This is a genomic window from Flavobacterium sp. KMS (assembly GCF_000813005.1).
In the GTDB taxonomy this organism is placed as follows: Bacteria; Bacteroidota; Bacteroidia; order Flavobacteriales; family Flavobacteriaceae; genus Flavobacterium.
Genome location: NZ_JSYP01000015.1, coordinates 129613 through 154801 on the forward strand (window position 1 = coordinate 129613; position 25189 = coordinate 154801).

General features: G+C 31.9%; 27 protein-coding genes and 2 tRNA genes. 19 read left to right on the forward strand and 10 right to left on the reverse strand.

Annotated features, from left to right (window positions below):
- Positions 1 to 119: 119 nt before the first annotated feature.
- Together OA93_RS16065 and OA93_RS16070 are read right to left on the reverse strand one after the other, a co-directional pair.
- A complete protein-coding gene (locus OA93_RS16065) occupies positions 120 to 1202 on the reverse strand; it encodes an efflux RND transporter periplasmic adaptor subunit (RefSeq protein WP_039114432.1) in 1083 nt (360 codons plus the stop codon).
- A gap of 176 nt (positions 1203 to 1378) precedes the next feature.
- The gene (locus OA93_RS16070; protein WP_039114434.1) at positions 1379 to 1762 is read right to left on the reverse strand and encodes a hypothetical protein; all 384 of its coding nucleotides are present in this window, start codon (positions 1760 to 1762) and stop codon (positions 1379 to 1381) included.
- A 398-nt stretch (positions 1763 to 2160) separates the two neighbouring features.
- Between OA93_RS16070 and OA93_RS16075 the strand changes: the two genes are divergently transcribed.
- The 7 genes from OA93_RS16075 (at position 2161) to OA93_RS16105 (ending at position 7206) form a co-directional block, all read left to right on the forward strand.
- Complete coding sequence (locus OA93_RS16075) at positions 2161 to 2817, forward strand: class I SAM-dependent methyltransferase (RefSeq protein ID WP_039114436.1); 657 nt, start codon at positions 2161 to 2163, stop codon at positions 2815 to 2817.
- Between the two features lie 122 nt (positions 2818 to 2939).
- On the forward strand, positions 2940 to 3311 hold the full coding sequence (locus OA93_RS16080; protein WP_039114438.1) for a hypothetical protein: 372 nt from the start codon (positions 2940 to 2942) through the stop codon (positions 3309 to 3311).
- 80 nt (positions 3312 to 3391) lie between these two features.
- Positions 3392 to 4243 carry a hypothetical protein gene (locus tag OA93_RS16085; RefSeq protein WP_039114441.1) on the forward strand — a complete coding sequence of 284 codons (852 nt, stop codon included), beginning with the start codon at positions 3392 to 3394 and terminating at the stop codon, positions 4241 to 4243.
- A gap of 66 nt (positions 4244 to 4309) precedes the next feature.
- Positions 4310 to 6304, forward strand: a complete 1995-nt coding sequence (locus OA93_RS16090; protein ID WP_039114443.1) for a TonB-dependent receptor — start codon at positions 4310 to 4312, stop codon at positions 6302 to 6304.
- Positions 6305 to 6429: 125 nt separating this feature from the next.
- Positions 6430 to 6891 carry a nitronate monooxygenase gene (locus tag OA93_RS16095; RefSeq protein WP_052259477.1) on the forward strand — a complete coding sequence of 154 codons (462 nt, stop codon included), beginning with the start codon at positions 6430 to 6432 and terminating at the stop codon, positions 6889 to 6891.
- A 62-nt stretch (positions 6892 to 6953) separates the two neighbouring features.
- A tRNA-Gly gene (locus tag OA93_RS16100) sits at positions 6954 to 7026 on the forward strand.
- 107 nt (positions 7027 to 7133) lie between these two features.
- Positions 7134 to 7206 (forward strand) — tRNA-Gly (locus OA93_RS16105).
- 35 nt (positions 7207 to 7241) lie between these two features.
- On the opposite strand, the gene pepE is transcribed toward OA93_RS16105, so the two are convergent.
- Positions 7242 to 7949, reverse strand: coding sequence for a dipeptidase PepE (pepE, locus tag OA93_RS16110; RefSeq protein ID WP_052259478.1), 708 nt, complete (start codon positions 7947 to 7949; stop codon positions 7242 to 7244).
- Between the two features lie 154 nt (positions 7950 to 8103).
- On the opposite strand from pepE, the gene OA93_RS16115 reads away from it, so the two are divergent.
- The 7 genes from OA93_RS16115 (at position 8104) to OA93_RS16145 (ending at position 14119) form a co-directional block, all read left to right on the forward strand.
- A complete protein-coding gene (locus OA93_RS16115) occupies positions 8104 to 8856 on the forward strand; it encodes a hypothetical protein (protein WP_039114445.1) in 753 nt (250 codons plus the stop codon).
- The gene (locus OA93_RS16120; protein ID WP_039114446.1) at positions 8843 to 9571 is read left to right on the forward strand and encodes a carboxypeptidase-like regulatory domain-containing protein; all 729 of its coding nucleotides are present in this window, start codon (positions 8843 to 8845) and stop codon (positions 9569 to 9571) included. The genes OA93_RS16115 and OA93_RS16120 overlap by 14 nt, the downstream gene beginning before the upstream one ends.
- The gene (locus OA93_RS16125; RefSeq protein ID WP_039114447.1) at positions 9561 to 10313 is read left to right on the forward strand and encodes a hypothetical protein; all 753 of its coding nucleotides are present in this window, start codon (positions 9561 to 9563) and stop codon (positions 10311 to 10313) included. The genes OA93_RS16120 and OA93_RS16125 overlap by 11 nt, the downstream gene beginning before the upstream one ends.
- Complete coding sequence (locus tag OA93_RS16130; RefSeq protein ID WP_039114448.1) at positions 10310 to 10819, forward strand: DUF6702 family protein; 510 nt, start codon at positions 10310 to 10312, stop codon at positions 10817 to 10819. The genes OA93_RS16125 and OA93_RS16130 overlap by 4 nt, the downstream gene beginning before the upstream one ends.
- A 65-nt stretch (positions 10820 to 10884) precedes the next feature.
- A complete protein-coding gene (locus tag OA93_RS16135; RefSeq protein WP_039114449.1) occupies positions 10885 to 13125 on the forward strand; it encodes a M1 family metallopeptidase in 2241 nt (746 codons plus the stop codon).
- A gap of 104 nt (positions 13126 to 13229) precedes the next feature.
- Entirely contained in the window at positions 13230 to 13556 is a 327-nt protein-coding gene (locus tag OA93_RS16140) for a twin-arginine translocase TatA/TatE family subunit (protein WP_039114450.1), read from the forward strand.
- Positions 13556 to 14119, forward strand: coding sequence for a phosphatase PAP2 family protein (locus tag OA93_RS16145; protein ID WP_039114451.1), 564 nt, complete (start codon positions 13556 to 13558; stop codon positions 14117 to 14119). Before OA93_RS16140 ends, OA93_RS16145 begins: the two co-directional genes overlap by 1 nt.
- Positions 14120 to 14233: 114 nt before the next feature.
- On the opposite strand, the gene OA93_RS16150 is transcribed toward OA93_RS16145, so the two are convergent.
- The 6 genes from OA93_RS16150 to OA93_RS16175 all read right to left on the reverse strand — a co-directional run bounded on the left by OA93_RS16150 (position 14234) and on the right by OA93_RS16175 (position 18918).
- Positions 14234 to 14953 carry a phytanoyl-CoA dioxygenase family protein gene (locus tag OA93_RS16150; protein ID WP_039114452.1) on the reverse strand — a complete coding sequence of 240 codons (720 nt, stop codon included), beginning with the start codon at positions 14951 to 14953 and terminating at the stop codon, positions 14234 to 14236.
- 114 nt (positions 14954 to 15067) lie between these two features.
- A complete protein-coding gene (locus OA93_RS16155) occupies positions 15068 to 15709 on the reverse strand; it encodes an O-methyltransferase (protein ID WP_039114454.1) in 642 nt (213 codons plus the stop codon).
- Between the two features lie 115 nt (positions 15710 to 15824).
- Positions 15825 to 16157: a hypothetical protein gene (locus tag OA93_RS16160; RefSeq protein ID WP_039114456.1), complete on the reverse strand. Its 333-nt coding sequence runs from the start codon at positions 16155 to 16157 to the stop codon at positions 15825 to 15827.
- Between the two features lie 249 nt (positions 16158 to 16406).
- Entirely contained in the window at positions 16407 to 16958 is a 552-nt protein-coding gene (locus OA93_RS16165) for a hypothetical protein (RefSeq protein WP_039114458.1), read from the reverse strand.
- 5 nt (positions 16959 to 16963) lie between these two features.
- Complete coding sequence (locus OA93_RS16170; protein ID WP_039114459.1) at positions 16964 to 18343, reverse strand: hypothetical protein; 1380 nt, start codon at positions 18341 to 18343, stop codon at positions 16964 to 16966.
- A 5-nt stretch (positions 18344 to 18348) separates the two neighbouring features.
- Complete coding sequence (locus OA93_RS16175) at positions 18349 to 18918, reverse strand: YceI family protein (RefSeq protein ID WP_039114460.1); 570 nt, start codon at positions 18916 to 18918, stop codon at positions 18349 to 18351.
- A 317-nt stretch (positions 18919 to 19235) separates the two neighbouring features.
- Here OA93_RS16175 and rlmN point away from each other — a divergent pair, with 317 nt between their 5' ends.
- Positions 19236 to 20285: a 23S rRNA (adenine(2503)-C(2))-methyltransferase RlmN gene (rlmN, locus tag OA93_RS16180; protein WP_039114462.1), complete on the forward strand. Its 1050-nt coding sequence runs from the start codon at positions 19236 to 19238 to the stop codon at positions 20283 to 20285.
- Positions 20286 to 20366: 81 nt separating this feature from the next.
- Here rlmN and OA93_RS16185 read toward each other — a convergent pair whose 3' ends face one another.
- Positions 20367 to 21227 carry a hypothetical protein gene (locus OA93_RS16185; protein WP_039114463.1) on the reverse strand — a complete coding sequence of 287 codons (861 nt, stop codon included), beginning with the start codon at positions 21225 to 21227 and terminating at the stop codon, positions 20367 to 20369.
- A 252-nt stretch (positions 21228 to 21479) separates the two neighbouring features.
- Between OA93_RS16185 and OA93_RS16190 the strand changes: the two genes are divergently transcribed.
- The 4 genes from OA93_RS16190 to OA93_RS16205 all read left to right on the forward strand — a co-directional run bounded on the left by OA93_RS16190 (position 21480) and on the right by OA93_RS16205 (position 25096).
- Complete coding sequence (locus OA93_RS16190; RefSeq protein ID WP_039114464.1) at positions 21480 to 22457, forward strand: polyprenyl synthetase family protein; 978 nt, start codon at positions 21480 to 21482, stop codon at positions 22455 to 22457.
- Positions 22458 to 22719: 262 nt separating this feature from the next.
- Positions 22720 to 23280: an RNA polymerase sigma factor gene (locus OA93_RS16195; protein ID WP_039114465.1), complete on the forward strand. Its 561-nt coding sequence runs from the start codon at positions 22720 to 22722 to the stop codon at positions 23278 to 23280.
- Entirely contained in the window at positions 23267 to 23992 is a 726-nt protein-coding gene (locus OA93_RS16200) for a hypothetical protein (protein ID WP_039114466.1), read from the forward strand. The genes OA93_RS16195 and OA93_RS16200 overlap by 14 nt, the downstream gene beginning before the upstream one ends.
- Before the next feature lie 66 nt (positions 23993 to 24058).
- Complete coding sequence (locus OA93_RS16205) at positions 24059 to 25096, forward strand: hypothetical protein (protein ID WP_039114468.1); 1038 nt, start codon at positions 24059 to 24061, stop codon at positions 25094 to 25096.
- The last annotated feature ends 93 nt before the right edge of the window (positions 25097 to 25189 follow it).

Here is a 25189-nt window from a genome sequence, read left to right on the forward strand (position 1 = left end):
ATTTGTATTTTTTTAATGATTAAACCACATTATGAAATGTAGGCTTGTGAAATGTGAGTTGTGAAATGTAAACTGAACACTGTCACCGTAAACTGTTACTGAACACTGAACACTTCCCCCTACTCCGCTTTTAATCGTAAATTATTAATCACTTTTTGAGGAGCGATATAGCTAAATTTAATCTTATCATTATCTTTTACTTTCTGAACTCCTTCAAGTAAAATTTTATCATTTTCAGTAAGTCCGCTGCTTATTACATACAGATCTGGGATTTCGCCAGTAATACTGATTTCTCTAGAACTCACTTTATTATTTTTATCTACAATAAAAACATATTTTTTATCCTGAATTTCGTAAGTCGCTTTTTGTGGAATCACAATAGCATTTTTAAGCGGAACAAGCATTTGTACTTGTCCTGTTTCTCCGTTTCTAAGTAATTTAGCCGAATTAGGGAATCTTGCTCTAAAAGCGATATTTCCTGTTTCATTGTTAAATTCACTTTCGATAACTTCTACGTTTCCTTTATCTTTAAAAAGTTGACCATTTGCTAAAACCAAATTCACTTTAGTTTCTGCACGATCTTTCACATCCGTTTGGTACTGAAGATATTCTGGCTCAGAAACATTGAAATAAGCAAACATCTGACTGTTGTCTGAAAGACTTGTCAATAATTCGCCTTCATCAATAAGACTTCCAAGTTTTAACGGAATACGGTCAATTGTTCCGTCAAACGGAGCTCTGATTTCGGTAAATGACAAATGTAGTTTTGCCAATGCAACCTCAGCTTTTGCAGCCTGAAGTTTTGATAATGCTACCGCTTGTTCGTTTTTAGAAACGATATTTTTGTCTGCCAACATTTTAGTATTCTGCAATTCAATTTCAGCAGCTTTTTGTTCTGCCTGAGCTTTAAGTAACTCAGCTTCATACATTTTTGGCTGAATTTTAAACAACAATTGTCCAGCCTTTACAAACTGTCCTTCATCAACATAAATATTTTGTAAAAACCCTTTTTCCTGGGCGCGGAGTTCGATGTTACGTACAGATTTAATCTGCGAAACATACTCTTTAGTAAACGAAGTGTCTATTTTTACAGGGTTTGTTACTGTAAATTTTTCAGCTTCTTCTTTTTCTTCTTTTTTAGTTGTACAACTAGTTAGGCACACAAGGGCTATTAAGCCTGTGAACAAGATAATTCTCTTCATGGTATAAAATGGAAATTAAGCGATTGAATGCTTGGAATGCAATGATTCCTTTGGATGTTAAAAAGACATCAGTAGCCATAGTTATGCACGAACAGTCATACAAGAAGAAGTACTAAATATACAACAACAAGATATGCATCATAATCACACTTTAGGTAACCGATGTATCTTGTTTATCAGATTCTTAATACTCGTTGAGTAATATAAATAGGATTGGATTGGCCACAAAATGGCGTGAAGATTTTAAAACTATTTTGATGATGGTCTAAAATAGATTGACAAGAGAGTGTCAAATACCAATTATCTAATAAGCTATAATTTCCTGTAAAAAGTTTGTCAGAAATTCCATCTTTGATATCTCCTCCAAGGTGTTCCTCGTCGATATCTAAGTCGGCATCTTCAATTAAAGAACTGCCTGAATCCTGATTAGTAAATTTTACTCGGTGTTTTTTCTCTAAACTATGAGAAGAAGAATTTTGATGTGTACCGGCATTAAGATATTGACCTCCGCCTAGCAGAAGCAAACTTAAATACACAAATATCACAACGATTTTTTTCATTTGGGGTCAAAAGTAAACAAAGTATTGAAACAAAAAAAGAATTTTCACTAGGCTTTAACAAGTAAAAGCCAACGAAAACGTTTTCTTCTGGTTATTAAATTGTTATGAGCAATAAGTCTTGTAACAATTTCTTAAATTAATGGCATAAATCTCATTTTTTTTAGAAATATCTTATCCAATTAGAAATTATATAATTTCAAAAGTCTCCAAAGAAGAAATCTATGCTTAAATTCATTTTGCAATAGAATTTGATAAAACAATTATCACAATTAATTTAACTTAAGTTATTATTAAGAATTAAAATAATTAATAAATTAGCAAGTAACAAAACCACAACCAACTGAATATGAACCTGTAAAGAGAAGAAAATCCGTTTTAGTAATATAAACTAGTTATAGATGAAACTATATAAAGGCAATTCAAAATCGAATATTGGTCAATTACTTATCAAAGTAGAAAAATTCAGAAAAAAATGTAGTTGGAACTACAAATATGCTTTAGGTAAGTGGGATTTTATGAAAGAGGAAAAGACCAGATATGAAAAAATTATTGAATTCATCAAAGCGTCTCCTGTTAAAAAACCAAAAATACTAGACTTAGGCTGCGGATATGGAGCCCTAAATTTTTATTTAAAAGAAACTGATTATTCTACTATAACAGGTGTAGACTTATCTTCTGTAGCAATTAGTAAAGCTAAAAAACAAAATTTCATAAACTCTACTTTTATAACTTCTGATATTAATAAATTTAATACCAATGAGCATTATGAGATTGTCATTTTTAACGAAGTTCTTAGCTATCTGGAAAATCAAGAAAATATAATTTCAAGATTTGTTAAGAATACCGATACCGATTATTTGATAATTTCTCTGTTTAAAAATTCAGATACTATTATAGAAGTAATACCTAGCGAATATACATTATTAAAAAGAGAACTCGTAAAACAATCCAATGAAATCTTCTGGCATATTTATCTTTATAAAATTAAACCTAGAGTATTGAGTCTAATTCTATTCTTTTATGCAGATGTCACTGACTTAGCGCAATTCTTTTAGACTTACTTCGGTTTTACTTTTAAAAGTAGAAATTAATATTCTTCTTGTCTATTTTGCTTAATATGACATGAATCATATTTTGTAAAAAAAACAGACCATAACTTTGTGTTTTCAAGAAATCAATGAAAACCCTTGCCTATATATTTTTAATAACTATGATTTTAAGACCTGTCTTTCCTGTCTTAGACTACATCATTAATTATGATTATATAGCGACTGAACTTTGCGAAAACAAAAATCAACCAGAATTAGATTGTAAAGGGAAATGTCATTTAAAAAAGGAATTAGGAAAAGCAACCGAAGATGATTCTTCATCTTCATCAGAAAAAAAGAGCTTTCCTACTGGATTAGACCTATTATTCCTGGAAAAAATCAACTCATTTAATTTTAAACTCATTTTCAAATCCATTTTGAAGAATGATATTTTGCCTATAAATCTATATTCTCATTTCAATATCGATTTAATATTTCATCCACCTACTCTTCAGTATTAATTTTCGGAATTTATATTAATTGTCTTATCGGTAATACAAACCGACAAGCTGCTTATTATCCATTTTTAAATTTAATACTTATGAAAAATTTTAAATATTTATCTATTCTTTTTGTTGCAGTCACTCTTTTTTCTTGTTCTTCTGATAGTGATTCTACACCCGAAAAACCTATTGATGAAATATCAGGACTTACAAAAATTCAAGAATTATCTAATGATAATCATATCATCGAACTTTATTCTGAAACTGGAAAATTAACCCAAGGTTACAACCAGATTTCATTAAGAATAAAAGACAAAAACACCAATACATACATTACCAACGCTTCCTTAAATTGGATGCCAATAATGAATATGGCAACCATGCAACATTCTTGTCCTAAGTCTCTAATCGAAAAGGTTTCTGATAAACAAACGTTATACGATGGTACTATTATTTTTCAGATGGCTCAGAATGACAAAGATTTTTGGGAATTAAAAATTAACTATACTATTAATGCTGTAAATTATACTGCAACAGCACCTATAAGCGTGTTTGCATCTGAAAAACGTACTGTAAACTCTTTTACAGGAACTGATGGTGTAAGATATATTTTAGCTTACATTGCTCCTAAAAGTCCAAAAATTGGGTTGAATAATATGACCGTAGGGCTATATAAAATGCAAGACATGATGACGTTTTCTGTGGTTGATAATTTTAAAGTAAAAATTGACCCAAGAATGCCAAGTATGGGAAATCATAGTTCTCCAAACAATACCGATTTAACACAATCGATAGCGCAAGGATTTTATAACGGAAATCTTTCCCTGACTATGACTGGTTATTGGAAAATTAACCTCCAACTCTTAAATGCTTCTGGCGAAATATTGAAAGGAGAAGAATTTACTCCTGAAAATACCTCAAGCAGTCTCTTCTTTGAGATTGAATTTTAATCATTTTATTAATAACAAGATTAAGGACTAAGCAGCAACGCTTAGTCCATCCCTATTTGTGATATTATGAAAATTATAGCAACAATTCTGTTAGCAGCATTTTCAACTATTTGCTTTGCACAGAAAAAAGAAAAAGATAGTATTTCGCCCATTAATCTTAATGAAATTATTGTTATTGGAAAAAAAACGCCAGTATCTCAAAAACAACCTAAATCTCTTGCGACTGTCGAAGAATATTTACAGCAATCATCTAAAGTAAATATGGTACGAAGAGGCGGATATGCACTCGAACCAATTATCAATAGTATGGCTACCGAACGAACTGTTATCACTATTGATGGCATGCGAATTTTTGGAGCTTGTACCGATAAAATGGATCCTGTAACTTCTTATGTCGAAATATCAAACTTGTCTGAGGCCAATATTGCTTCTGGTCAGCAAGGAAGTTGTCATGGCCCTACAATTGGCGGTGGAATTGATTTAAAACGAACCAATCTTACTCAAAGAGAATTAGGATGGAATGGGAATTTAAGAACGGGATATGAAACCAATAATCAACATAAAATCATGGGAACATCTATAGGCTACAACAATAGTTCTTTTTATATCAATACTGATTTTATGTATCGTGATGCAGAAAATTACAAAGCGGGAAACGATGAAGAAATAAACTTTTCGCAGTTTACAAAATACAACCTATCGGCAACAGCGGGTTATTATTTAAACAAAAAGAGTTTAATAGAAGGTTCGATAATTTATGATAAAGCTACAGATGTAGGTTATCCTGCGCTACCAATGGACGTTTCTTTGGCGAAAGCCACAATAACTTCGTTGCGTTATAGCTATACTCCTGCTTCTGAATATTTTACCAATTGGGAAACCAAAGTATACTTTAACACCATTACTCACAGAATGGATGATACAAAAAGACCAAGCGTCCCTATTCATATGGATATGCCGGGTTGGTCAGACACCTACGGATACTACTCTAAACTAAAGGGGAAATTTAAAAACCATCATTTCATGGCAAACCTGAATAGTTTTTATAACAAATCGATTGCCGAGATGACAATGTATCCAAACAATCCCAAAGAAAATGCAATGTTTATGTACACTTGGCCCGATGTGCGAACACTTTATAACGGATTATATCTAGAAGATGCAATACAAATTTCCTCAAATACTGATATTAAACTTTCTGCAAACATCGGAATGCATTCTAATAAAGTGGCTGATGAATTTGGTTTACAAAGTCTACAGATTTTTTATCCTGATATGGATGCATCCAAAAATAGAATTCTGAAAAGCCTTTCTGGGAATTACCTCGTGCATCACGATAAATTAGAATATGGTTTTGGTTTAGCCTACGGCGAAAGAGCACCTTCAGTTTCAGAGGGATATGGATACTATTTGTACAACAGTAATGATTTTTATGATTATATAGGAAATCCAAATCTGAGAAACGAAAAATCATTTGAAGCTAATCTCTCATTTGGATTTAAAACCGAAAAATTTACTTCAAGACTAACTTCTTCCTTTTTCCATATTCAGGATTATATCGTCGGAAAAATTGATGCTAACATACAACCTATGACTATTGGAGCCTCGGGAGTAAAAGTATATAATGCATTAAATTATGCATCAATTTTTAATACCGATTTAAATCTGGAATATAAAATAGCCGAAAACTGGAACTTCAAAACCATGTTCGTTTATAGCTACGGAAAAGATGATGATAACAATAATCTGCCATTTATAAGTCCGTTGCGTTATTCGGGAAGCATTCAATACAAAAAAGAGAACTTTAATTTAGGATTTGGCGCATCTGGAAATCTGGCGCAAACAAAATTCGCTTCGGTATATGGAGAAAACAAAACACCTGATTATGTAATTTTTAATTTCAATTCTGGATATACATTTCCATGGAACGATAACAAGTTAAATATTCAGGCTGGAATCGAAAATATTCTTGATAAATATTACACCACATTCTCCGATTGGAATAAAATTCCGAGACAAGGAAGAAACTTTTTTATTAATGTTTCTTATGTTTTGTTTTAAGTAATGAAAATTAGGATTCTGATTATTTCTTAATTCAGAAATGATTAATTTTGATATCAATGGTAAATAAAAATCTTGTTTACTAAAAATTACCTCTGTCATTAATCGTAAGAAAGAACAAAATTATGTGGCATAAAACCAAATTAACCAAAATTCTGAAAATTAAATATCCTATTCTTCAAGGTCCATTGGGTGCAGGTTTTTCTACTGTAGATTTACTTACTTCAGTTTCAGATGCGGGAGGTTTGGGTAGTTTTGGAGCTTATACGCTTACACCACAAGAAATTCTGGAAGCTGGCAATAAAATAAATGCAGCAACAGACAAACCATATAATATTAATTTGTGGGTATCGGATGTCGATGAACGATTGAAAAATTATTCACCCGAAAGTTTAGCAAGAATAACAACCTTATTTAAACTTTATTTCGATCAATTAAACATTCCGATTCCTGATCTAAATATTGACATTCCATCAAAATTTGAACAACAAGTTGAAGTTCTTTTTCAGATAAAACCTGCCGTTTTCAGCTTTGCATTTGGAGTTCCATCAGAAGATATATTAAAGAATTTGTTTAAGATTTTTTGAAATTTTTGTAAAAAAAACTTGTTTTTAACTGGAGTTATTATCTATATTTGCACCACAGTAATGCGAAAGTAGCTCAGTTGGTAGAGCTCCAGCCTTCCAAGCTGGTTGTCGCGAGTTCGAGCCTCGTCTTTCGCTCTAAAGAAACCGAAATTGCAAATGTTTCGGTTTCTTTTAAAAAGAAAAAATTTTTGATTTTTATTTTTTAGAATGATTTAATTTTTTTATATTTGCACCCTGTTAATGCGAAAGTAGCTCAGTTGGTAGAGCTCCAGCCTTCCAAGCTGGTTGTCGCGAGTTCGAGCCTCGTCTTTCGCTCTTTAAAAAGCCGAAACTTAATAGTTTCGGCTTTTTTATTGCACATAACTCAAATCTGTTTGAGGTTCTAATTCTTCAGGCTCTTGATTTTGTCTAAAAAGACGAGCAGATAAATCCCCTTTCAAAATAATTTGATCTCCTTTTACGTCTAACCAGCTTCCTTCACGCAATCCTAAAACAGGAAGTGTATTAAAAGCATGGAATTCTTTTATTCTTGTTTCGCGAGTTTCGCCCATATGTTTAGACTGAGAATCTGGATCTAAATAATGAGGGTTTAAGTTAAACGGAATTAATCCTAAAGTCTGGAAACTTGGCGGGTAGATAATTGGCATATCATTAGTAGTTTGCATTGATAGTCCGCAAATGTTGCTTCCTGCGCTGGTTCCTAAATAAGGAGTTCCGTTTTTAACAGCTTCAGCAAGAACCGTCATAATGTTATTTTTGTATAGTTGTGTTACTAACAAAAAAGTATTCCCGCCACCAGTAAAAATTCCTTCGGCATTGTTAATCGCTGTTGTAGCATCTTCAAATTCGTGAATTCCTTTTACTTTAATGTTTATTTTTTCAAAAGCTTGAGAAACAGTATTAGTGTATTGTTCATGCGAAATTCCTCCGGGTCTTGCAAAAGGGATAAAAAGAAGTGTTTTGCAGTTCTTAAAATGCACTTGCAATTCGGGTAATAAATAATCTAAATAGCTGCCACCGTGAAGAGTAGAGGTGCTGGCAATAATGATATTTTTCATAGATTTTGTAATGTTTTTTGTTAAGTTAAAGATATTAAATAGTGCGTTTTAAAGCCGTAAAATAAAGGTTTAATTAACATATTTTTACCAAGTCGTTAATATTAAATTTAGATGACATTAAGATACTTTTACAGCTTATCCTTATAATGTTTTGATGAACAAGGTAGTATGTGTGTTTTTTGTTTTCCTAGCTAATAATCTTTTGGCTCAAGTTGCTGTTTCTCCTGTTTTAAAAGGAAAAATAGATGCTAATACAATGGATTTGGAGGGGATTTATGTGGTTAATTTAAGGACTGAAGCTTCTGTAGTTACAGATAAGGAAGGTTCTTTTTCGATACCAGTCCAAACAGGCGATACGCTTATTTTTTCGTCGGTACAGCTTAAAGAACGTCGAATTGTTTTGACAGACGAAGATTTGGCGTCGGTAAAGTTTGTGGTAAAATTGGAAACACTAGTGAATCAGTTGCGAGAAGTTATTATAAAAAGATACGATAATATTAATGCAGTTGCCTTAGGGATAATTCCTGCGGGGCAACGTTCTTACACAACTGCAGAGCGTAGGTTAAAAGGAGGAACTGATCTGGATGCTTCAGTAGGATTAGGAGGTTCAGTTGGTCTGGATCCTATAATAAATATGTTTTCAGGCAGGTCAAAAATGCTTAAAAAAGAACTTGCTGTAGAGAAAAAAGAAATCTTCATGAAGCTTTTGGAAAATATGTTTGATACAGATCACTTTGTACGAAAGCTTAGTATTCCTTTGGATTATGTAAAGGGATTTGAATATTTTGCAGTAGAAAATGAAAGTTTTACAAAGATTTTAAGCTCTAAAAACAAAACGACTACCGAATTCTTGCTAGGAGAACTAGCAGAGAAGTACAAAGAAATAATAGCACGTGAAAATAATTAATACCTTACTTTTATTTATTGTATCTTTATTCTTTCAAATTAGTTTTGGGCAAACTGTTGTTACAAAAGAAATTTCAGGAAGAATTACCGCCGACTCAAGTTCGGTCGAAGCTATAACAATAGTCAATAATACCACTCAGGAAACTACTATTTCGGATAATAAAGGACAGTTTTCTATCGTTATCAAAGAAGGAGATGTGTTGGTTTTTTCGGCAGTAAATCTAGAACCACTCCGAAAAAGAATTACAGCTAATGATTTGAAATTAGACTTGTTACTGGTAAAAATGGTTCCTAAAAACATAGAATTAAAAGAGGTTGTTATAAATGAATTTTCAAACATAAATGCCGAAAATTTAGGAATCATACCTTATGGACAAAAGAAATACACACCGGCAGAACGAAAATTATACACGGCCAAGTCTACTATGACAGATGCACTCTTAAATAAGATATCTGGTCGGACCGCTATGCTGAAAAAAGAAGTAGCAGTAGAGAAAAAAGAGATGTTGTATTCAAAAATTGAATATCTTTTCGAAGAGAATTATTATACTGATAGATTAAAGATTCCGCTAGAGCATATAAAAGGGTTCCAGTTGTATTGCATAGATGATCCAGAGTTTGTAACTTCGTTGAATGCCAAAAACAAAACAATGAGTATGTTTTTAATAACAGGTTTGGCGCAAAAATATTTAACAATTATCGAAAATGAGAAATAAAATTGGAATATTGATCTTGAGTTTATTTTGTCAGTTGTGTATCGCGCAAACTGGAACAAGAATGTCTTTACATGGAAGAGTAGTGAATGACTCGGTTGCCCTGGAAAGTGGTTATGTTTTGAATGTTAATACAAAAACAAGGACCTTTATTTCTTCAAACGGATTGTTTGATATATTGGCGAAACCAAAAGATACTTTGTTGTTTTCGAGTTTGGCTTTTCAAACAAGAAAAATGGTGCTGACAGAAAAGGAGTTTGCTGAACGCCTTTTAGTAGTGCGATTGGGGCTTAAAAATAATCAGTTAAAAGAAGTGGTTATTCCAAAAGGATTAAAAGTAAAATCACTGGATAAGAATACCCAGAAATATGTTGATATGCAATTTGAGGATGATAAACAGTCAACCCCAGAAAACAGTGTTTCTTATTCAGATCAAACCATAAAATACGGTACAGATTTCGTGAGGATATTTAAAGATGTTAAAAAGCTCTTGAATAAATCAGGCGAAAAAGAAGTTCCTGTAGACGATGTAGCTTTTACGCAATATGTAAGAGCAAATTTCAGTCCGTCATTCTTTGCTAAAACTTTAGAATTACAAGATGATGAGATTGATTTGTTCCTGATGTATTCTTCTAATGATCCTGTTTCAAAACAATATCTAAAACCAGAAGATAGATTTCAGTTAATGGATTTTTTAATTAATAAAAGTAAAGAATTCAAAAAAGTGAATGATATTAAAAAATGAGAAAAATTGTAGCTTACTCTTTAATAGGGTTATTGTTCCTATCATTATCATCATTTGCTTTTCATAAATTTTATGTTGGGGTATATCAAATAAATTATGCTCCCGAAAAAAAAATGCTTCAAATTACATCTCGAATTTTTATCGATGATCTGAATAATGGAGTAGAAAAAAAATATAAAATCAAGTCCAACATCGGCACAGAGAAAGAAACTGAAGCCGATGTTGCCCTTTTGAAAAAATATCTTGCTGAAAATTTTACTATTAAAGTAAATGGTCAGTCACGACCAATCACGTTTTTATCGAAAGAAGTTGAATCAAATGATGTTTTGGTTTGTTATTCCAGAATAAAAGATGTTGATAAAATTAAAAGCTTAGAAATTTCGAATACAATTTTAGTAGACTGGAATACCGAGCAACAAAATATTACACATGTTTCGGTATTAGGGAGCAAAAAGAGTGTGCTTTTTACAGAATCTTCAAGGAAAGAATTGTTAAAGTATGAATAAATGGAGATGAATATTTTTTTAATTGTTATTTTCACACCCTGACAAAAACTCCAAAAAACCAGTTTATGAGAAGAATATCATTTTTATTGTTTTTTCCTGCAATCATGTTTGCGCAGGAAAAAAATACCACACCAATAAAGCAACAAGGGAAGTACGATACTAACAAATTTAGTCAAATGTATGACTTATTGGCTACTCCCAATATGTTTCGTACAGCATCTGGAGCGCCAGGGCCAGCATATTATCAGCAACAAGCCGATTATAAAATTGATGTTGAGTTAGATGATAAAAACGCAAAATTAAGCGGGTCAGAAACAATTACATATTCTAATAATTCTCCAGATAATCTAGAGTATTTATGGTTGCAACTAGATCAAAATCAAGCTAAAAAAAATACACAAACTACATTAGCCGAGAGCGATAAAATTAATCAAGTTTTAGCAGTTGAAGGTTTTTCGAACAAATACTTAAAAGACGGACTTGAGCGAGGTTTTAATATTGAGTCTGTAAAAGATGCAAAGGGAAATCCGATGTCTTATACAATTAATGAAACCATGATGAGAATTAATTTACCTGCGCCTTTAAAAGCTGGTGAAAAAATTTCATTTTCTATTAAATGGTGGTATAACATTAATAATTATAGAAAAGACGGAGGACGTTCAGGATATGAATTTTTTGAAAAAGACAAAAATAGATTATACGTAATTGCGCAATTCTATCCAAGAATGGCAGTTTATAATGATGTAGAAGGATGGCAGAATATGCAGTTTTGGGGAGGTGGAGAATTTGCTTTACCATTCGGAAATTTTGATGTTAATATTACCGTTCCTGCAGATCACGTAATGGAAGCTACAGGAGAATTAACAAACAGAAGTGAAGTGTTTACTCCAGAACAAGTAAAAAGATACGAGCTTGCTCAAAAATCATATGATAAGCCAGTTGTTATTGTTACACAGGCAGAAGCAGAGGCAACTGAGAAAGGATTTTCTGAAAAGAAAAAAATATGGAAATTTAGTGCTAAAAACGTACGTGATTTCGGGATTGCAACATCAAGAAAATTCATTTATGATGCAATGGCAGTAAAGCTCGGAGGTAAAACAGTTATGGCAGCTTCAGTATATCCAAAAGAAGCAAATCCACTTTGGGGAGAAACGTCAACAATAACAGTTGCACATACATTAAAAAGTTATTCATCACACACATTTGATTATCCTTACCCAAAAGCAGTTTCAGTTTCGGCAGAAGATCAAGGAATGGAATACCCAATGATTTGTTGGAATTTTGGTCGTCCTGATGAAAACGGAGTAACGAGCAAAGAAATAAAAAACGGAATGATTGGTGTCGTAATACACGAAGTAGGGCATAACTTTTTCCCTATGATTGTAAATTCCGACGAGCGCCAATGGAGCTGGATGGATGAAGGGTTGAACTCATTTTTAGAGTACTTGGCAGAGCAGGAGTTAGATCCTAATTTCCCATCAAGACGTGGTCCTGCAAAAAACATTGTTCCTTATATGAGTGGAGATCAAAAGTTTTTAGAGCCAATTATGTCAAACTCAGAGACGATTCACCAATTTGGTAATAATGCTTACGGAAAACCAGCTACAGGTCTTAATATTTTAAGAGAAGTAGTTATGGGAAGAGAATTGTTTGACTATGCTTTTAAAACATATGCAAACAGATGGAAATTTAAACACCCAACACCAGAAGATTTCTTTAGAACGATGGAAGATGCTTCGGCAGTCGATCTAGATTGGTTTTTTAGAGGATGGTTTTACTCAACAGATTTTGTAGATATCGGAATTAAAGATGTAAAACAATATTATGTTAGCGAAACTGCTACAGCAGAGCTAAAAGATACTAAGATTAGAAAAGGACGTTTTGGTTTCGAAAAAGGACCTTTTGTATATTTAATTGCAAGCGATAACAAAGAATTAAAAGGATCTGATAAAAAAGCTTTAAAGGTTGATGATGTAAAATTATTATCAGATTATGTTGCGCAAACATTTAATGCAGAAGAAAAGGCAAATTTAAAATCACCTAAATATTTTTACGAAGTAGAGTTTGAAAAGCCGGGAGGAATGATCATGCCTATTCTTGTAGAGATTACTTATGAGGACGGAAGTAAAGAAGAATTTAAATATCCGGCACAAATCTGGAGAAAAAATAATGATACAGCCAAAAAAGTATATGCAACAGAGAAAGCAATAAAAAGCATTCAAATTGACCCAAAATTACTTACTGCAGATATTGACGTAACTAATAATGCATGGCCAAAAGTAGAGGTAAAATCAAAATTTGATTAAGCATAAAAAGATAAGAGACTCGCAAGGGTCTCTTTTTTTAAGTAAATTTTAAAACAGTAGGCTACAAAATTTAATATCTTTGTGGCACATAAAATAAAAAAGATATGTTTGGTATAGGAGGAGGAGAATTAGTTTTTATACTATTTGTAGTACTTATGCTTTTTGGTTCAGATAAAGTGCCAGAAATTGCTCGTACTATGGGGAAAGCAATGGCGCAACTTAAAAATGCGACCAATGACATTAAAAGCGAAATTCAAAAAGGCGCAGAAGCTAACGGTTTTGATGCGAAATCATTAGACAACATAACAGGCAATATTAATTCTGAAATAGAAAAAGCCAAAACTAATTTGTTAGGAGATGCTACAACGCAATTCGAAAAAACAAAAGAAGACATTGATACAATTACAGGCCCAATAAAACGTCAGATATAATGCTTGAAAAATTACAAGAACTCGATACTAATTTATTTGTTTATCTTAACGGTTTAGGTTCCGAAACTTACGACAAACTTTGGCTCGTAATTACGGATCAGGTAAATTGGATTCCACTTTTTTTGTTATTATTTTATTTCATTTATAAAAAATTAGGAACAAAACAAACCTTGTATCTATTACTTTTTATAGCAATTTTAATAACCTGTACAGACCAATTAACAAATTTGGTTAAAAATAATGTACAGCGTTTAAGACCTTGTAATAACCCCGATATTAATTCGTTTATTCGAATTGTACAAGTTCGCTCATCATTCAGCTTTTTCTCAGGACATGCTGCTAATACAATGGCAGTAGCTACATTTTTATACTTGTTGCTTAATAAACATTTTAAATATTTTGGACTCCTGTTTTTATGGCCATTAGTTTTTGCTTATAGCCGTATTTATTTAGGATTGCACTATCCGTTGGATATTCTTTGCGGATATTTAGCAGGAGCAACAATGGGATTCTTGCTGTTTAAAATATACCAAAAAGTAAGAGCAAGGTACTTTCCAGTTTAAATTTTAGGAGCTTTTTCCAGCTGTACACTCTATCTTTTCCTGGCTAAAGGAGCCAGAAAAAGGATGCCGTTTCCATCTGGGCTAGAATTGTGTTTAAAAATTTAAAAGCTTTGATTAATTAAGCTTTGTTTTTTCGCTCCATTCCAATCCATTTGGTAATTCCAGATTGCTAAATTCGATATGAATAACGCGTCTTCTCTCGTTATTAGTAGTCTTGTTAGAAGCATGAAAAAGCAATGGTTTCATAATCATTATACCGCCTTTTTCGATTTCGCAAATTGTTTCCGTTTCATTCTTCAAGTCCATGTTTTCGACTCTCAAAATTCCTTTAGAATGAGAATTGTTAATCACTTTTAAAGCACCATTGTCTTTAGTAGTTTTGTCGATATGGATTCTTATTGTAAAATTATTTTCGAGAACTTCTTTGGGAGGTTGTACTGCAAACTGATTTTGTTTGGTGGTCCAATTTTCGAAATTTTCTATATCTAATTTCTTATCTACCGAAATAGTTAAATCTTGATGGTAAGCAACAAACCAATTTGATTTTTCGGGTTTGTCAAAATATATTGATTTCGTTATAAAATAATTCTCCCCAAAGTTAGATTTGATAATATCCTTTAAGTTCTGATTAAAGATATAATCTAATGTCTCAGGAATTTCTTTGTGGAATTGTCTAATAGCAAATAAATCTTCAGATTTCCTAAAGGTTGTTTTATCCGTTTTGTTCTCAGTAACGTTTTCAATTATCGAAATCAATTTTTTAATTTCGTTTTCATCATAAACATTATCAATAATTGCAAAACCTTCCGAGTTTATTTCATTGCTGTAATTCATTATTGCTGTTTTTTTTCTGAATTACCTCTAGCTAAAGTAGAAGGTAATTGAGTCTTTGTTTAATAAAAAAACTTAGAATCTTAGTGCCTCAATAACTTAGTAACTTTCTTAAAGTTAAAGTACTCGACTCACAGTTAGACCATCACGAATAGGTAATAAAACAGTTTCTACCCTTGGATCGTTCTTTAAAAGTAAGTTGTATTCTAAGAGAATTTTTGTGCTAATATCGTTTGGTTGTAATGGCTCTAAAACTTTACCACTCCATAAAACATTATCAGATAAAATGATACCTCCTTTATTCATTTTAGGAACAATCATTTCGTAATAATTAAGATAGTTTTCTTTATCAGCATCGATAAAAACCAAATCAAATTTTACATCAATTGTAGGGATAATAGTTGTTGCTTCGCCCAAATGTTGGAAAATTTGTTTTCCCCAAGGTGATTGGTCAAAATATTTTCGTTGAAAATCGATTAATTCTTCTTTAATATCGATGGTGTGTAATTGCCCGTTTTCTTGCATGCCTTCGCATAAACATAAAGCTGCATAGCCAGTATAAGTACCAATTTCGAGGATATTTACAGGACGTATTAACTTAGATAGCATACTTAAAACACGCCCCTGAAAATGCCCGCTTAACATACGTGGTAATAATATTTTTTGGTAAGTTTCTTTGTTTAAACGTGCTAGTAATTCAGGTTCTCTTTCTGAGTGTTGTTCGATATAATCCTCTAAGTCTTGTGATATAAAATGCATGATGAGTAAAGTCTAAATTTTTGAAACACAAAAATACAAAAATATCTACTACACTTTTTAGCATAAAAAAACCATTCGTCGTGACGAATGGTTTTAATTTTCATGACAATGAAAATTATTTTTTTAAAGCATCATTAACTTCTTTAGCTGTTTTTACAGTTCCGTCTTTTGCAGCTTTTGCAGCATTTTCTACTTTTTTAGCTCCTTTTTCTGTAGCGTCTTTTACATCTTCAGCAGCTTTTTTAGTAGCATCTTTTACATCTTTGGCAGCATCCTCAACTTTAGTTACGGCTGTATCTTTTACTTCTTTAATGTCAGTAGTTAATGAGTCTACTTTGTTTCCAAGCGTTAATTCATCTTCTGTAGGTTTTGGCTCTTCTTTTTTACATGACTGAACAGCTAAACTTAATAAGGCAACTAATGCTAAACTTAAAATTTGTTTTTTCATAATGAATTAATTTTTTTAGGTTGATGAAATTTAACTTTTATAGAGCTGAAAAATAAAGATACACATTTTAAAATGATTGCGCGCTTTGTAATATTATTTTCCCTTTGAGAGAAAAACAATTCTCGTGCCAAGTTTTATATTTGGAAAGATTTAGGAGAAAGTTTTTTAAAATCAAAAAGGTACCCATTTAGAGTACCTTCAAAAAAACATGATAATATTTTGAAAAGAAATGATGAGTTTTTCCACTCACTAGTTTTTGTACAGACTAAAATTAATAACAATATCATCTTTTACTTTAATTAAACCAGCCATCTTTACGGGAGGCGCTAATTCAATATCTGAGAACTTTAAATTAAGAGATCCTTCGATTTTTTTATCAGTGGTATATAATATGAAATCTTTGTATTTCAGGGTTTTATTAGTGATGTAAAAAGCCAGTGTACATTTGTAATTTTTGCCACTAGGTTTTATGTCTGTAATATACACAATACTGTTAGGGAAGGTTTTTATCTTTACAGTTCCTTGTAAATCTTTAGTCATTATTTTGTTTCCGCAATCAAAATTTGACATCTTGATTTCAGTATTAAATGCATTTTTTTTTGTTGAATTTAAATAAATGGTATCTTTTTTAGGGAAGATATTGGAGCAATTGTAATTGCCGACAGTTGATACTCCTGTAATTTCTATTTTTATTTTATTTATTATTAAAACAGTATCATCTGTTAAAAAAGTGGGTTTAGCACTTCCTAAGGAAAGAAAAATGACTAAACCCAAAATTAAAATTAGAAATCTATTTTTCATTTTATTTAGAATGAAATTGTTGCTTCAAACATTAGTCCTTCAAATTTTCCTCCGTAAAAGTCATTTGGCATTGAAACTCCGCCTACATTTCCAAATTGTTGGTAGTTTTTGTAGTTCTGTTGCACGTATGAAAGTTTTGCTAAAATGTTTTTAGTCATAAACCAACCTGCAGCAGCTTCAAATCTATTTACTTGTACAGCATCAGCATCAGAGTTACGTAGTTTTCCGTCGACTAAATTGTATTTAGCACCAACATATAGATTTTCATGATTTCCAAAACGATAAACTAAATCTCCAACATATTGATTGACATTACGAGTATCATCTGTTCCTTTATAGTCACCTCCTGAAGCAAATTCTAAAGTACCGAAGAATTCAAATCCTTTATATTTTATAAACGGGTTAATCATGTAAGAAGTAGCCCAGTTTCCAAATCCAGGATTAAATCTACCAGTGTCTTTATTACTCTCTGAATCTAAAATATTTGAACTTGGGTAACCTATCGTTCCGGCGTGCGTCATTACGCTATAAAAACGACTTCCTGCTCTATCAGAACTATATAAGTTTCCGCTAGAATTTGCTGTATGATAGTAAGATCCGGTAAGTCTGATTCTTAAATCACTGTCAATTTGTTTGTCCCAACCTAATTTGGCTAAGATTGTAGGGCTAATAGTTGTATTTTGATCCGGAGCAAGTTCTGTAGCTGTTCCTGGAATAACTTCTTGTACGTTTTGATTTAATTTAGAGTTTGTTACTCCAATCATACTTACAAAACCGCTTCTGTTATAATATATTTCAGCTCCCATTTCGGTAGTAAAAGCATCCATGATATTGTTTCCAATAAAAGGGTTTGTAATCGTATAAGCATTGTTACTTCTTCTAAAATGCGCATCACCATAGTTGTTTTCCATTTGACCTATTTTGATGGTGGTATATTTCATAACATCTTCAAGAAGCCCTTTTTTAATGAAATCTAATTTGTCAATTTGCAAGTATCCACCTTGTACCCAGGTTTCATGGTGGTGTCTGGAAGCAAGATATATGTCTAAGTTTACACGTACCCCATCTGCTAATTGTGCACCTATTGTCATATTAGCATTTGGTAAATTAAAGTCGTTAGTTAGATTGTTTAATCTGTATTCGGCATTCGCTCCGGTTAAGTTTCTTTGGTCATTGAACGAATTCAAGGCTTGAAATTGTAAGGCAAATGCACCGCCCAGATCAACACTAATGCCTTTGTAAGCGGCGGTATCTTTTTTGACATCAAATACATTGATGGCTCTCTGGTCACGAGGAATTTGATTTTGCATATGTCCAAAACTTAGCTGTGCATTTGCAGCAATTGTGCTTGCTAATGCTATAAATAGTAGATAGATTTTTTTCATGATTATTATAAATTAAAGTTTAAATTGAATTTTATGGTTAAGTTTTCTCCAGTTTTAATCGTTCCTAATAATGCAGTTGGAGATTTCATTCCAAATTCAGTAAAAGTGATTTTGTTGCTGCCTTGTAAGGATACCGCATCTTTGGTAACTGTAGTTTTTACTTGTGTTTTTATTACTTTGCTTACTCCGGCTATGGTATAAGTTCCAGTAAGTTCCCATGTAGTTTCATTAATCTTTTCGGCAGATTTTAAAACATATTTAATATTTTTGAATTTGTCTGTTTTTAAAGTTTTGTACGCTACCTTATCCATACTAGTTTTCTCGCTTTTAATGCTCTCTGCAGGCAGGGTAATATCAATACTGTTGATACTAACTAATTTTGAATCTGCGATAGTGAAATTAGCTGTTCCTGTTTTTGAGTCAGATTTCATTTCCCAATCATGCATTGTAGATGTTCCAGAAACAGAGTAACTAGTTTTTGCGTCTAGTGTGTAGTTTTTTTGAGCATTTGATGACAATACGATTCCGAAGAAAAGTACTGTTGAAAGGAATAATTTGTTTTTTGGTAATTTCATTTTTCTGTGTATTAAATTGTTATCGAAAAATTTGATTTGTAGCTTTTAAATTATATTTATGAGCAACTAATCGTGGTATTTGTTTGAGTCAAATTTAACACACATAAAGAGCTCTTGAGATGATATAAATCATTGTTAAAATTTTATTAAAGCCCTATCTATAGCTACAACGATGTAGTATAATTGATGTTTTTTAGGGTAAGAAATTACATGGTTTTTTACGGATATAATTGCCTTTATTTTAGATTCTATTATCGGTTTTAGATTATATCTTATAGTCGATTAAAAATGAGCAAATACTTTAGTAACTTTGCAGCATGCAAATGGAGAAAAAAGACATACGAGCCTTATCAAAAGAGGAATTGCGCGATTTTTTTGTCGCTAATAATGACAAAGCTTTTCGCGGAAATCAAGTTTACGAGTGGTTATGGAGTAAAGGAGCACATAGTTTTGATGATATGACCAATGTTGCTAAGGCAACACGTTCTATGCTCGAAGATAATTTTGTTATCAATCATATTAAGGTTGATACAATGCAACGCAGTAGCGATGGTACAGTAAAGAATGCTGTTCGATTACATGATGGGTTGGTAGTAGAGTCAGTTTTAATTCCTACCCAAACAAGAACTACGGCTTGTGTATCTAGTCAGGTAGGTTGTAGCTTAGATTGTAATTTTTGCGCAACAGCGAGATTAAAAAGAATGCGAAATCTAGAACCTGCAGAGATTTATGATCAGGTAATAGCTATAGATAAAGAAAGTCGTTTGTATTATAATCATCCGCTATCGAATATTGTTTTTATGGGAATGGGAGAACCGCTCATGAATTATAACAATGTTATGAAAGCAATTGATATGATTACCTCTACAGAAGGATTAGGGATGTCACCAAAACGTATTATGGTATCGACATCGGGAATTCCTAAGATGATTAAAAAAATGGCCGATGATGATGTTAAATTCAAATTGGCGGTTTCATTACACTCGGCAATCGATGAAATCCGTTCTCGAATCATGCCTTTTAGTAAAAACTTTCCTTTGGCAGATTTACGAGAATCATTAGAATACTGGTACAGAAAGACCAAATGCAAAGTTTCATACGAATATGTAGTTTGGAAAGGAATTAACGACGATAAAGCATCGATTGATGCCTTGGTAAAGTTTTGTAAATACATACCATGTAAAGTCAACCTTATCGAATATAATCCAATCGATGATGGAGAGTTTCAGCAAGCTTCAGAAGAATCGATTAATGCGTACATAAAAGCATTAGAAAACATAGGGATTGTGGTAAAAGTACGCCGAAGCAGAGGAAAAGATATTGATGCTGCTTGTGGGCAATTGGCCAATAAAGAAGCAGAAGTTTAGAATTACTTTAGTATAAAAATAAAAAAGCATTAAAAACGAGATTACCACTTGTTTTTAATGCTTTTCTCTTTATAAATCAGCTTATTTTTTTAAATGAATTTCTTCCGAAACGCCATCTCTTGTAACAACAGCAAGGTCATCACAATCACCATTTCCAAAATCAATTAAAGCCTTAGCTTCATTTTTAGTAATAGAAATAGAACCTTTTACAGGGAAAGTTTTTTTGCATGCCATAGAGAATTCTAGAGGAAGTATAATTTCGGTCGAAATTTTATCACCATTAGGGAACGTAGTTTCTCCAGTACCAGTGATAATAAAAATGTTATCGTCCCAATTAAACCAAGTGTCGAAACCAGCAATCATTTCCTTTGTTAAAGTACCAGTTCGTTTGTAAATTTTCCCATCTTCAAATGTAATTGTCATGTCGATTGCCGAAGTAGATACAGGGTGAACAGTTGCTAATAAAGCAGTTGCTTTTTGTGTTAGGCTTATGCTTTTGCTACCTTGTATTTTATTACCATTGTGGTAAAAGTTCTCAAAACTGTATGTGATTGTATGTTCAGAGCTTGAGAAATCATTTGTAAACGAAATGGTAATTTTTCCTTTCAATGTATTTCCATTAGATAAGGTACAACCTTCAGTGCCAAAATCGATAGTTCTTGTCCATGTATTGTCTGTTAATACAGTTGTAATGACGGCGCATTCTGGTAAAAAGCTTTTAATAACTCCAGTTGCTTTTCGGGAACTGTTTTGTTGTGCGCCAAATTGGTCTTCTGCAATATTTGAAACATCATCAATCGATACATCAATTTTTGAGTTTGTAGCTATTTCATCGTTTGAAATAGTTTTAGATGAAACATCTTGTCTTGTTTCATCTGAATTACAACTAATGAAAAACGAAAAAGTTGCAATGGCTCCCAATAATAAAATCTTTGTTTTCATAATAAGTAATTTAGATTTCTTGTAATTAGTGAATTAAATTAAAGTGGAGATTATATTGTAGATTTTAAGTTACTGCTATTTTATAAAGGGGAAATAAAATAGTAACGACACAATTAGACTATGCTAATAATGAGCTTTCGAGTAAATAAGGTTTACTTGAATATGAATAGTGTATAAAAAGTTACAAATGTTGATATACTTCTATAAAATAGACAACGTTTTTTTATTTAAAATAGTATATTTGGAATCGAAATGAATATTACCTCACAAATAAAGCAGCCCATTTTTAACGAAATGGAACTTTTTGAAAAAAAGTTCCATGAATCGATGACTTCAAAGGTGGCTTTGCTTAACAGAATTACCTATTATATCGTAAATCGAAAAGGAAAACAAATGCGACCTATGTTTGTTTTCTTGACAGCAAAAATGGTTTCAGAAGGAATCGTGAACGAGCGTACTTATCGAGGAGCATCGGTTATAGAGTTAATTCATACCGCCACTTTGGTTCATGATGATGTTGTAGATGATAGTAACCGTCGTCGTGGTTTTTTCTCTATCAACGCACTTTGGAAAAATAAAATAGCTGTTCTGGTTGGAGATTATTTACTATCAAAAGGATTGTTACTTTCTATAGATAATGGTGATTTTGATTTACTTAAAATAATATCTGTTGCTGTACGCGAAATGAGCGAAGGCGAATTACTTCAGATAGAAAAAGCAAGAAGACTAGATATTACCGAGGATGTTTATTATGAAATTATCCGAAAAAAGACAGCGACACTTATTGCTGCTTGTTGTGCACTTGGCGCAAAATCGGTTATAGAAGATGAAGTTCAGGTAGAGAACATGCGTAAATTTGGAGAGCTTATAGGAATGGCTTTTCAAATAAAAGATGATTTATTCGATTATAGCGAAGAAGCTATTGGTAAACCTACCGGAATAGATATTAAAGAGCAAAAAATGACTTTGCCTTTAATTCATGTTCTAAATAATTGTACCTCTAAAGAAAAAAGCTGGCTTATTAATTCTATCAAAAACCATAATAAAGACAAAAAGCGCGTAAAAGAAGTTATTGCTTTTGTAAAAGATAATAATGGTTTGGCTTACGCCGAAAATAAAATGGTAGAATTTCAGCAAGAAGCACTCTCACTACTCAACAATTATTCAGATTCAGAATTCAAAGCAGCCTTGACTTTGATGGTGAACTACGTTATCGAAAGAAAAAAGTAATAAGATAATATTGCAATTAGATAATTATTTCTAATTGTGATTTTTTTTTAAAATAATTTAACTTGTAATTATTTGTTGTTTAGTTGTTTACTGGTTTGATTCTATTTTTAAATCATTTAATTTTTAAATCCCATACAACCTTTTTTAATCTTAAAGCGTCTATGCTAATAGAAGTCTGTTTGATTTTGAACGGACGATTAATAATAACAGTATTTGAGTTAATTTTTACCGAATCATTTTTTGAAATTTTCTATACGTTTTTATGAAAGTAATCCATTTACATCAAGAAGAAACTGAAATCATTCAGTTGGCTATCGATAATAATCGACAGGCTCAGCAGCAGATATACAGTAAGTTTTCTTCGAAAATGTTAAGTGTTTGCCGACAGTATATTAAAGACATTCAACTAGCAGAAGATGTAATGATAACATCATTTATGAAAGTCTTTGTAAACCTTAATAGATTTGAAAAAAAAGGAAGTTTTGAAGGATGGATTCGAAGGATAATGGTAAACGAATGCATCTCATATCTACGGGTTCAAAAGAAGGTAAAATTTATAGAAGATGAAAATTATACCGAAGAGAGTTTTAATGGCATCGAAAGTCAATTATCTACAGATCAAATTCAGTTTTTAATAGATAGCTTACCAGATGGTTATAAGATGGTTTTTAACCTTTATGCTATCGAAGGGTATAAGCACAATGAAATTGCAACGATGCTGGGGATTAATGAAGGAACGTCAAAGTCGCAATTATCACATGCTCGTAAAATGCTGCAAAAGCAAATTATTATATTAAAAAAACAAGAAAATGGAACCGAATAAAATAGAAAAAGAGTTTCGTGAAAAACTAAATGAAAGAGAAATCAATCCTAGTAATAATGCTTGGGATAGATTAGATGCGATGCTGAATGTTGCCGAAGAAACTAAGCCAAAACGAAAATATACCTGGATGTATGTTGCGGCAGGGTTTATCGGTTTCTTATTGATAAGCACGATTTATTTTAGTCAAAGAGAGGCTCCGGTTAATAAGCTGAATGATACAGTAGTTGTTAAAGAAGAAGTAAAAGATTCAGTCGCTAAACCAAATAAGCCAGAAGATAAAATAATCTTGAGCCCTTTAAATAAAGATGCAGTTGTAATAAAGGAGACAAAGAAAAATAGTGAAGAAAAAAATGAAAAAGTAAATCAAAATAAAATAAATCAAAATCAAGTAGCGGAGCGTTCAATCATCAAAGAAACCAATAACGAGAATTGGAAAAACAATCAAAAAACAGAATCAAAAATTAATCAAACAACAATCGCAGACAATTCAAAAAATGCAACTGTAGATCAGTTACTGACTTCGGCAGAAAAAACTTTAGTAATGGGGAAAACAGATCAGCAAAAAGCTAAAATTAAGGTAAATGCTAATGAGTTACTTTCTCAAGTCGATGGAGAGTTAGAGCTTTCATTTAGAGAAAAAGTAATTAATAAAGTCAATAAAAATTACCAAACTGTAAAAGTAGCTTTGGGAAACAGAAATGCTGAAGAATAACTATTGCAATAATCAAAATTAAAATCATCATCAATCAAAAAATCAATCAATTTTAAAAAAATCACCATGAGAAATTTTACCATTTATTTAGTCCTCTTCCTATTTTTATTTGTTAGTAAAATGATAGGTCAGGAAACATTTGAATCCAGAGCAAAATCTATTGCAGATAAAATCGAAAAAATAACCAAAGATGAAAAAGCTGCTTTGAAAGAAGAAGTAGAAGTTGTAAATGTTCAGCTTTCTGAAGGGAAAATAACGAGAGAAGATGCCGATAATAAGAAAAAACAATTGGCGGAAGTAAGAGCAATTATAATAGAAGAGAAAATTACGGTTGTACAAAATGAATTAAATGATTTAGTACAACAAAAAGTAGATGGAAAAATAAAAGAAAGAGATTCTGTAAAAAAGTATATGATTAGGCTTTGCAAAGGATGTGGAAAAGGAAAAGATTCGATTTACAGAGAAAAGAGAACTACTTCGCAATTTGTGTTTGCAGCTGGAATAAATAATTTAGTAACCGATGGAAGTTTAAAAAATTCCGATTACAAATTTATGGGTTCGCATTTTTACGAATGGGGATTTACATTTAATTCCAGGATTTTAAAAGATCATAATTTGCTTCATGCTAAATACGGATTGTCATTAATGTATAATAATATTAGACCTACAGAGAACCGTAATTTTGTGGTGGATGGAGATAAGACCGTTCTGGAAGTTAATCCTGTAAATCTAGATGAATCCCGTTTTAGAAATGTTTATTTAGTTATACCAGCGCACTTAGAGTTTGATTTTTCGGGAAGTAAACGAGATAGTAATGGAGGTACTTATTTTAGAACCCATAGAAGTTTTCGTTTTGGGCTTGGAGGATATGCAGGGATTAATGTTAAGTCCAAACAAATTCTAAAATATGATCAAGATGATATAAAAGAAAAAGTAATATCAAAAGGCGATTATAATGTAAATAATTTCATTTACGGAGTAAGTGGTTATATGGGATATAGAGATATAAGTTTGTATTTAAAATATGACCTTAACCCTTTGTTTGCTGACAATGATATAAAACAAAACAATGTTTCATTAGGATTACGTTTAGATTTGAATTAAAAAAGTTAGGTTAGTTTTATAGTAATGAAGCACTTCGAGAGAAGTGCTTTTTTTGTTTCATATAATTCAAAATATCAAGTTTGATTTGTGTAA

Bases quoted from the DNA above. Each gene is read 5' to 3' on its own strand.
- OA93_RS16205 (WP_039114468.1), top strand. From the start codon at position 24,059: ATGAGAAATTTTACCATTTATTTAGTCCTCTTCCTATTTTTATTTGTT.
- OA93_RS16170 (WP_039114459.1), bottom strand. From the start codon at position 18,343: ATGAAAAAAATCTATCTACTATTTATAGCATTAGCAAGCACAATTGCT.
- OA93_RS16150 (WP_039114452.1), bottom strand. From the start codon at position 14,953: ATGAATTACAGCAATGAAATAAACTCGGAAGGTTTTGCAATTATTGAT.
- OA93_RS16175 (WP_039114460.1), bottom strand. From the start codon at position 18,918: ATGAAATTACCAAAAAACAAATTATTCCTTTCAACAGTACTTTTCTTC.
- pepE (WP_052259478.1), bottom strand. From the start codon at position 7,949: ATGAAAAATATCATTATTGCCAGCACCTCTACTCTTCACGGTGGCAGC.
- OA93_RS16135 (WP_039114449.1), top strand. From the start codon at position 10,885: ATGAGAAGAATATCATTTTTATTGTTTTTTCCTGCAATCATGTTTGCG.
- OA93_RS16085 (WP_039114441.1), top strand. From the start codon at position 3,392: ATGAAAAATTTTAAATATTTATCTATTCTTTTTGTTGCAGTCACTCTT.
- OA93_RS16200 (WP_039114466.1), top strand. From the start codon at position 23,267: ATGGAACCGAATAAAATAGAAAAAGAGTTTCGTGAAAAACTAAATGAA.
- OA93_RS16190 (WP_039114464.1), top strand. From the start codon at position 21,480: ATGAATATTACCTCACAAATAAAGCAGCCCATTTTTAACGAAATGGAA.
- OA93_RS16065 (WP_039114432.1), bottom strand. From the start codon at position 1,202: ATGAAGAGAATTATCTTGTTCACAGGCTTAATAGCCCTTGTGTGCCTA.
- OA93_RS16130 (WP_039114448.1), top strand. From the start codon at position 10,310: ATGAGAAAAATTGTAGCTTACTCTTTAATAGGGTTATTGTTCCTATCA.
- OA93_RS16160 (WP_039114456.1), bottom strand. From the start codon at position 16,157: ATGAAAAAACAAATTTTAAGTTTAGCATTAGTTGCCTTATTAAGTTTA.
- OA93_RS16195 (WP_039114465.1), top strand. From the start codon at position 22,720: ATGAAAGTAATCCATTTACATCAAGAAGAAACTGAAATCATTCAGTTG.
- OA93_RS16115 (WP_039114445.1), top strand. From the start codon at position 8,104: ATGAACAAGGTAGTATGTGTGTTTTTTGTTTTCCTAGCTAATAATCTT.
- OA93_RS16185 (WP_039114463.1), bottom strand. From the start codon at position 21,227: ATGAAAACAAAGATTTTATTATTGGGAGCCATTGCAACTTTTTCGTTT.
- OA93_RS16095 (WP_052259477.1), top strand. From the start codon at position 6,430: ATGTGGCATAAAACCAAATTAACCAAAATTCTGAAAATTAAATATCCT.
- rlmN (WP_039114462.1), top strand. From the start codon at position 19,236: ATGCAAATGGAGAAAAAAGACATACGAGCCTTATCAAAAGAGGAATTG.
- OA93_RS16155 (WP_039114454.1), bottom strand. From the start codon at position 15,709: ATGCATTTTATATCACAAGACTTAGAGGATTATATCGAACAACACTCA.
- OA93_RS16080 (WP_039114438.1), top strand. From the start codon at position 2,940: ATGAAAACCCTTGCCTATATATTTTTAATAACTATGATTTTAAGACCT.
- OA93_RS16070 (WP_039114434.1), bottom strand. From the start codon at position 1,762: ATGAAAAAAATCGTTGTGATATTTGTGTATTTAAGTTTGCTTCTGCTA.
- OA93_RS16075 (WP_039114436.1), top strand. From the start codon at position 2,161: ATGAAACTATATAAAGGCAATTCAAAATCGAATATTGGTCAATTACTT.
- OA93_RS16090 (WP_039114443.1), top strand. From the start codon at position 4,310: ATGAAAATTATAGCAACAATTCTGTTAGCAGCATTTTCAACTATTTGC.
- OA93_RS16165 (WP_039114458.1), bottom strand. From the start codon at position 16,958: ATGAAAAATAGATTTCTAATTTTAATTTTGGGTTTAGTCATTTTTCTT.
- OA93_RS16125 (WP_039114447.1), top strand. From the start codon at position 9,561: ATGAGAAATAAAATTGGAATATTGATCTTGAGTTTATTTTGTCAGTTG.
- OA93_RS16145 (WP_039114451.1), top strand. From the start codon at position 13,556: ATGCTTGAAAAATTACAAGAACTCGATACTAATTTATTTGTTTATCTT.
- OA93_RS16140 (WP_039114450.1), top strand. From the start codon at position 13,230: ATGTTTGGTATAGGAGGAGGAGAATTAGTTTTTATACTATTTGTAGTA.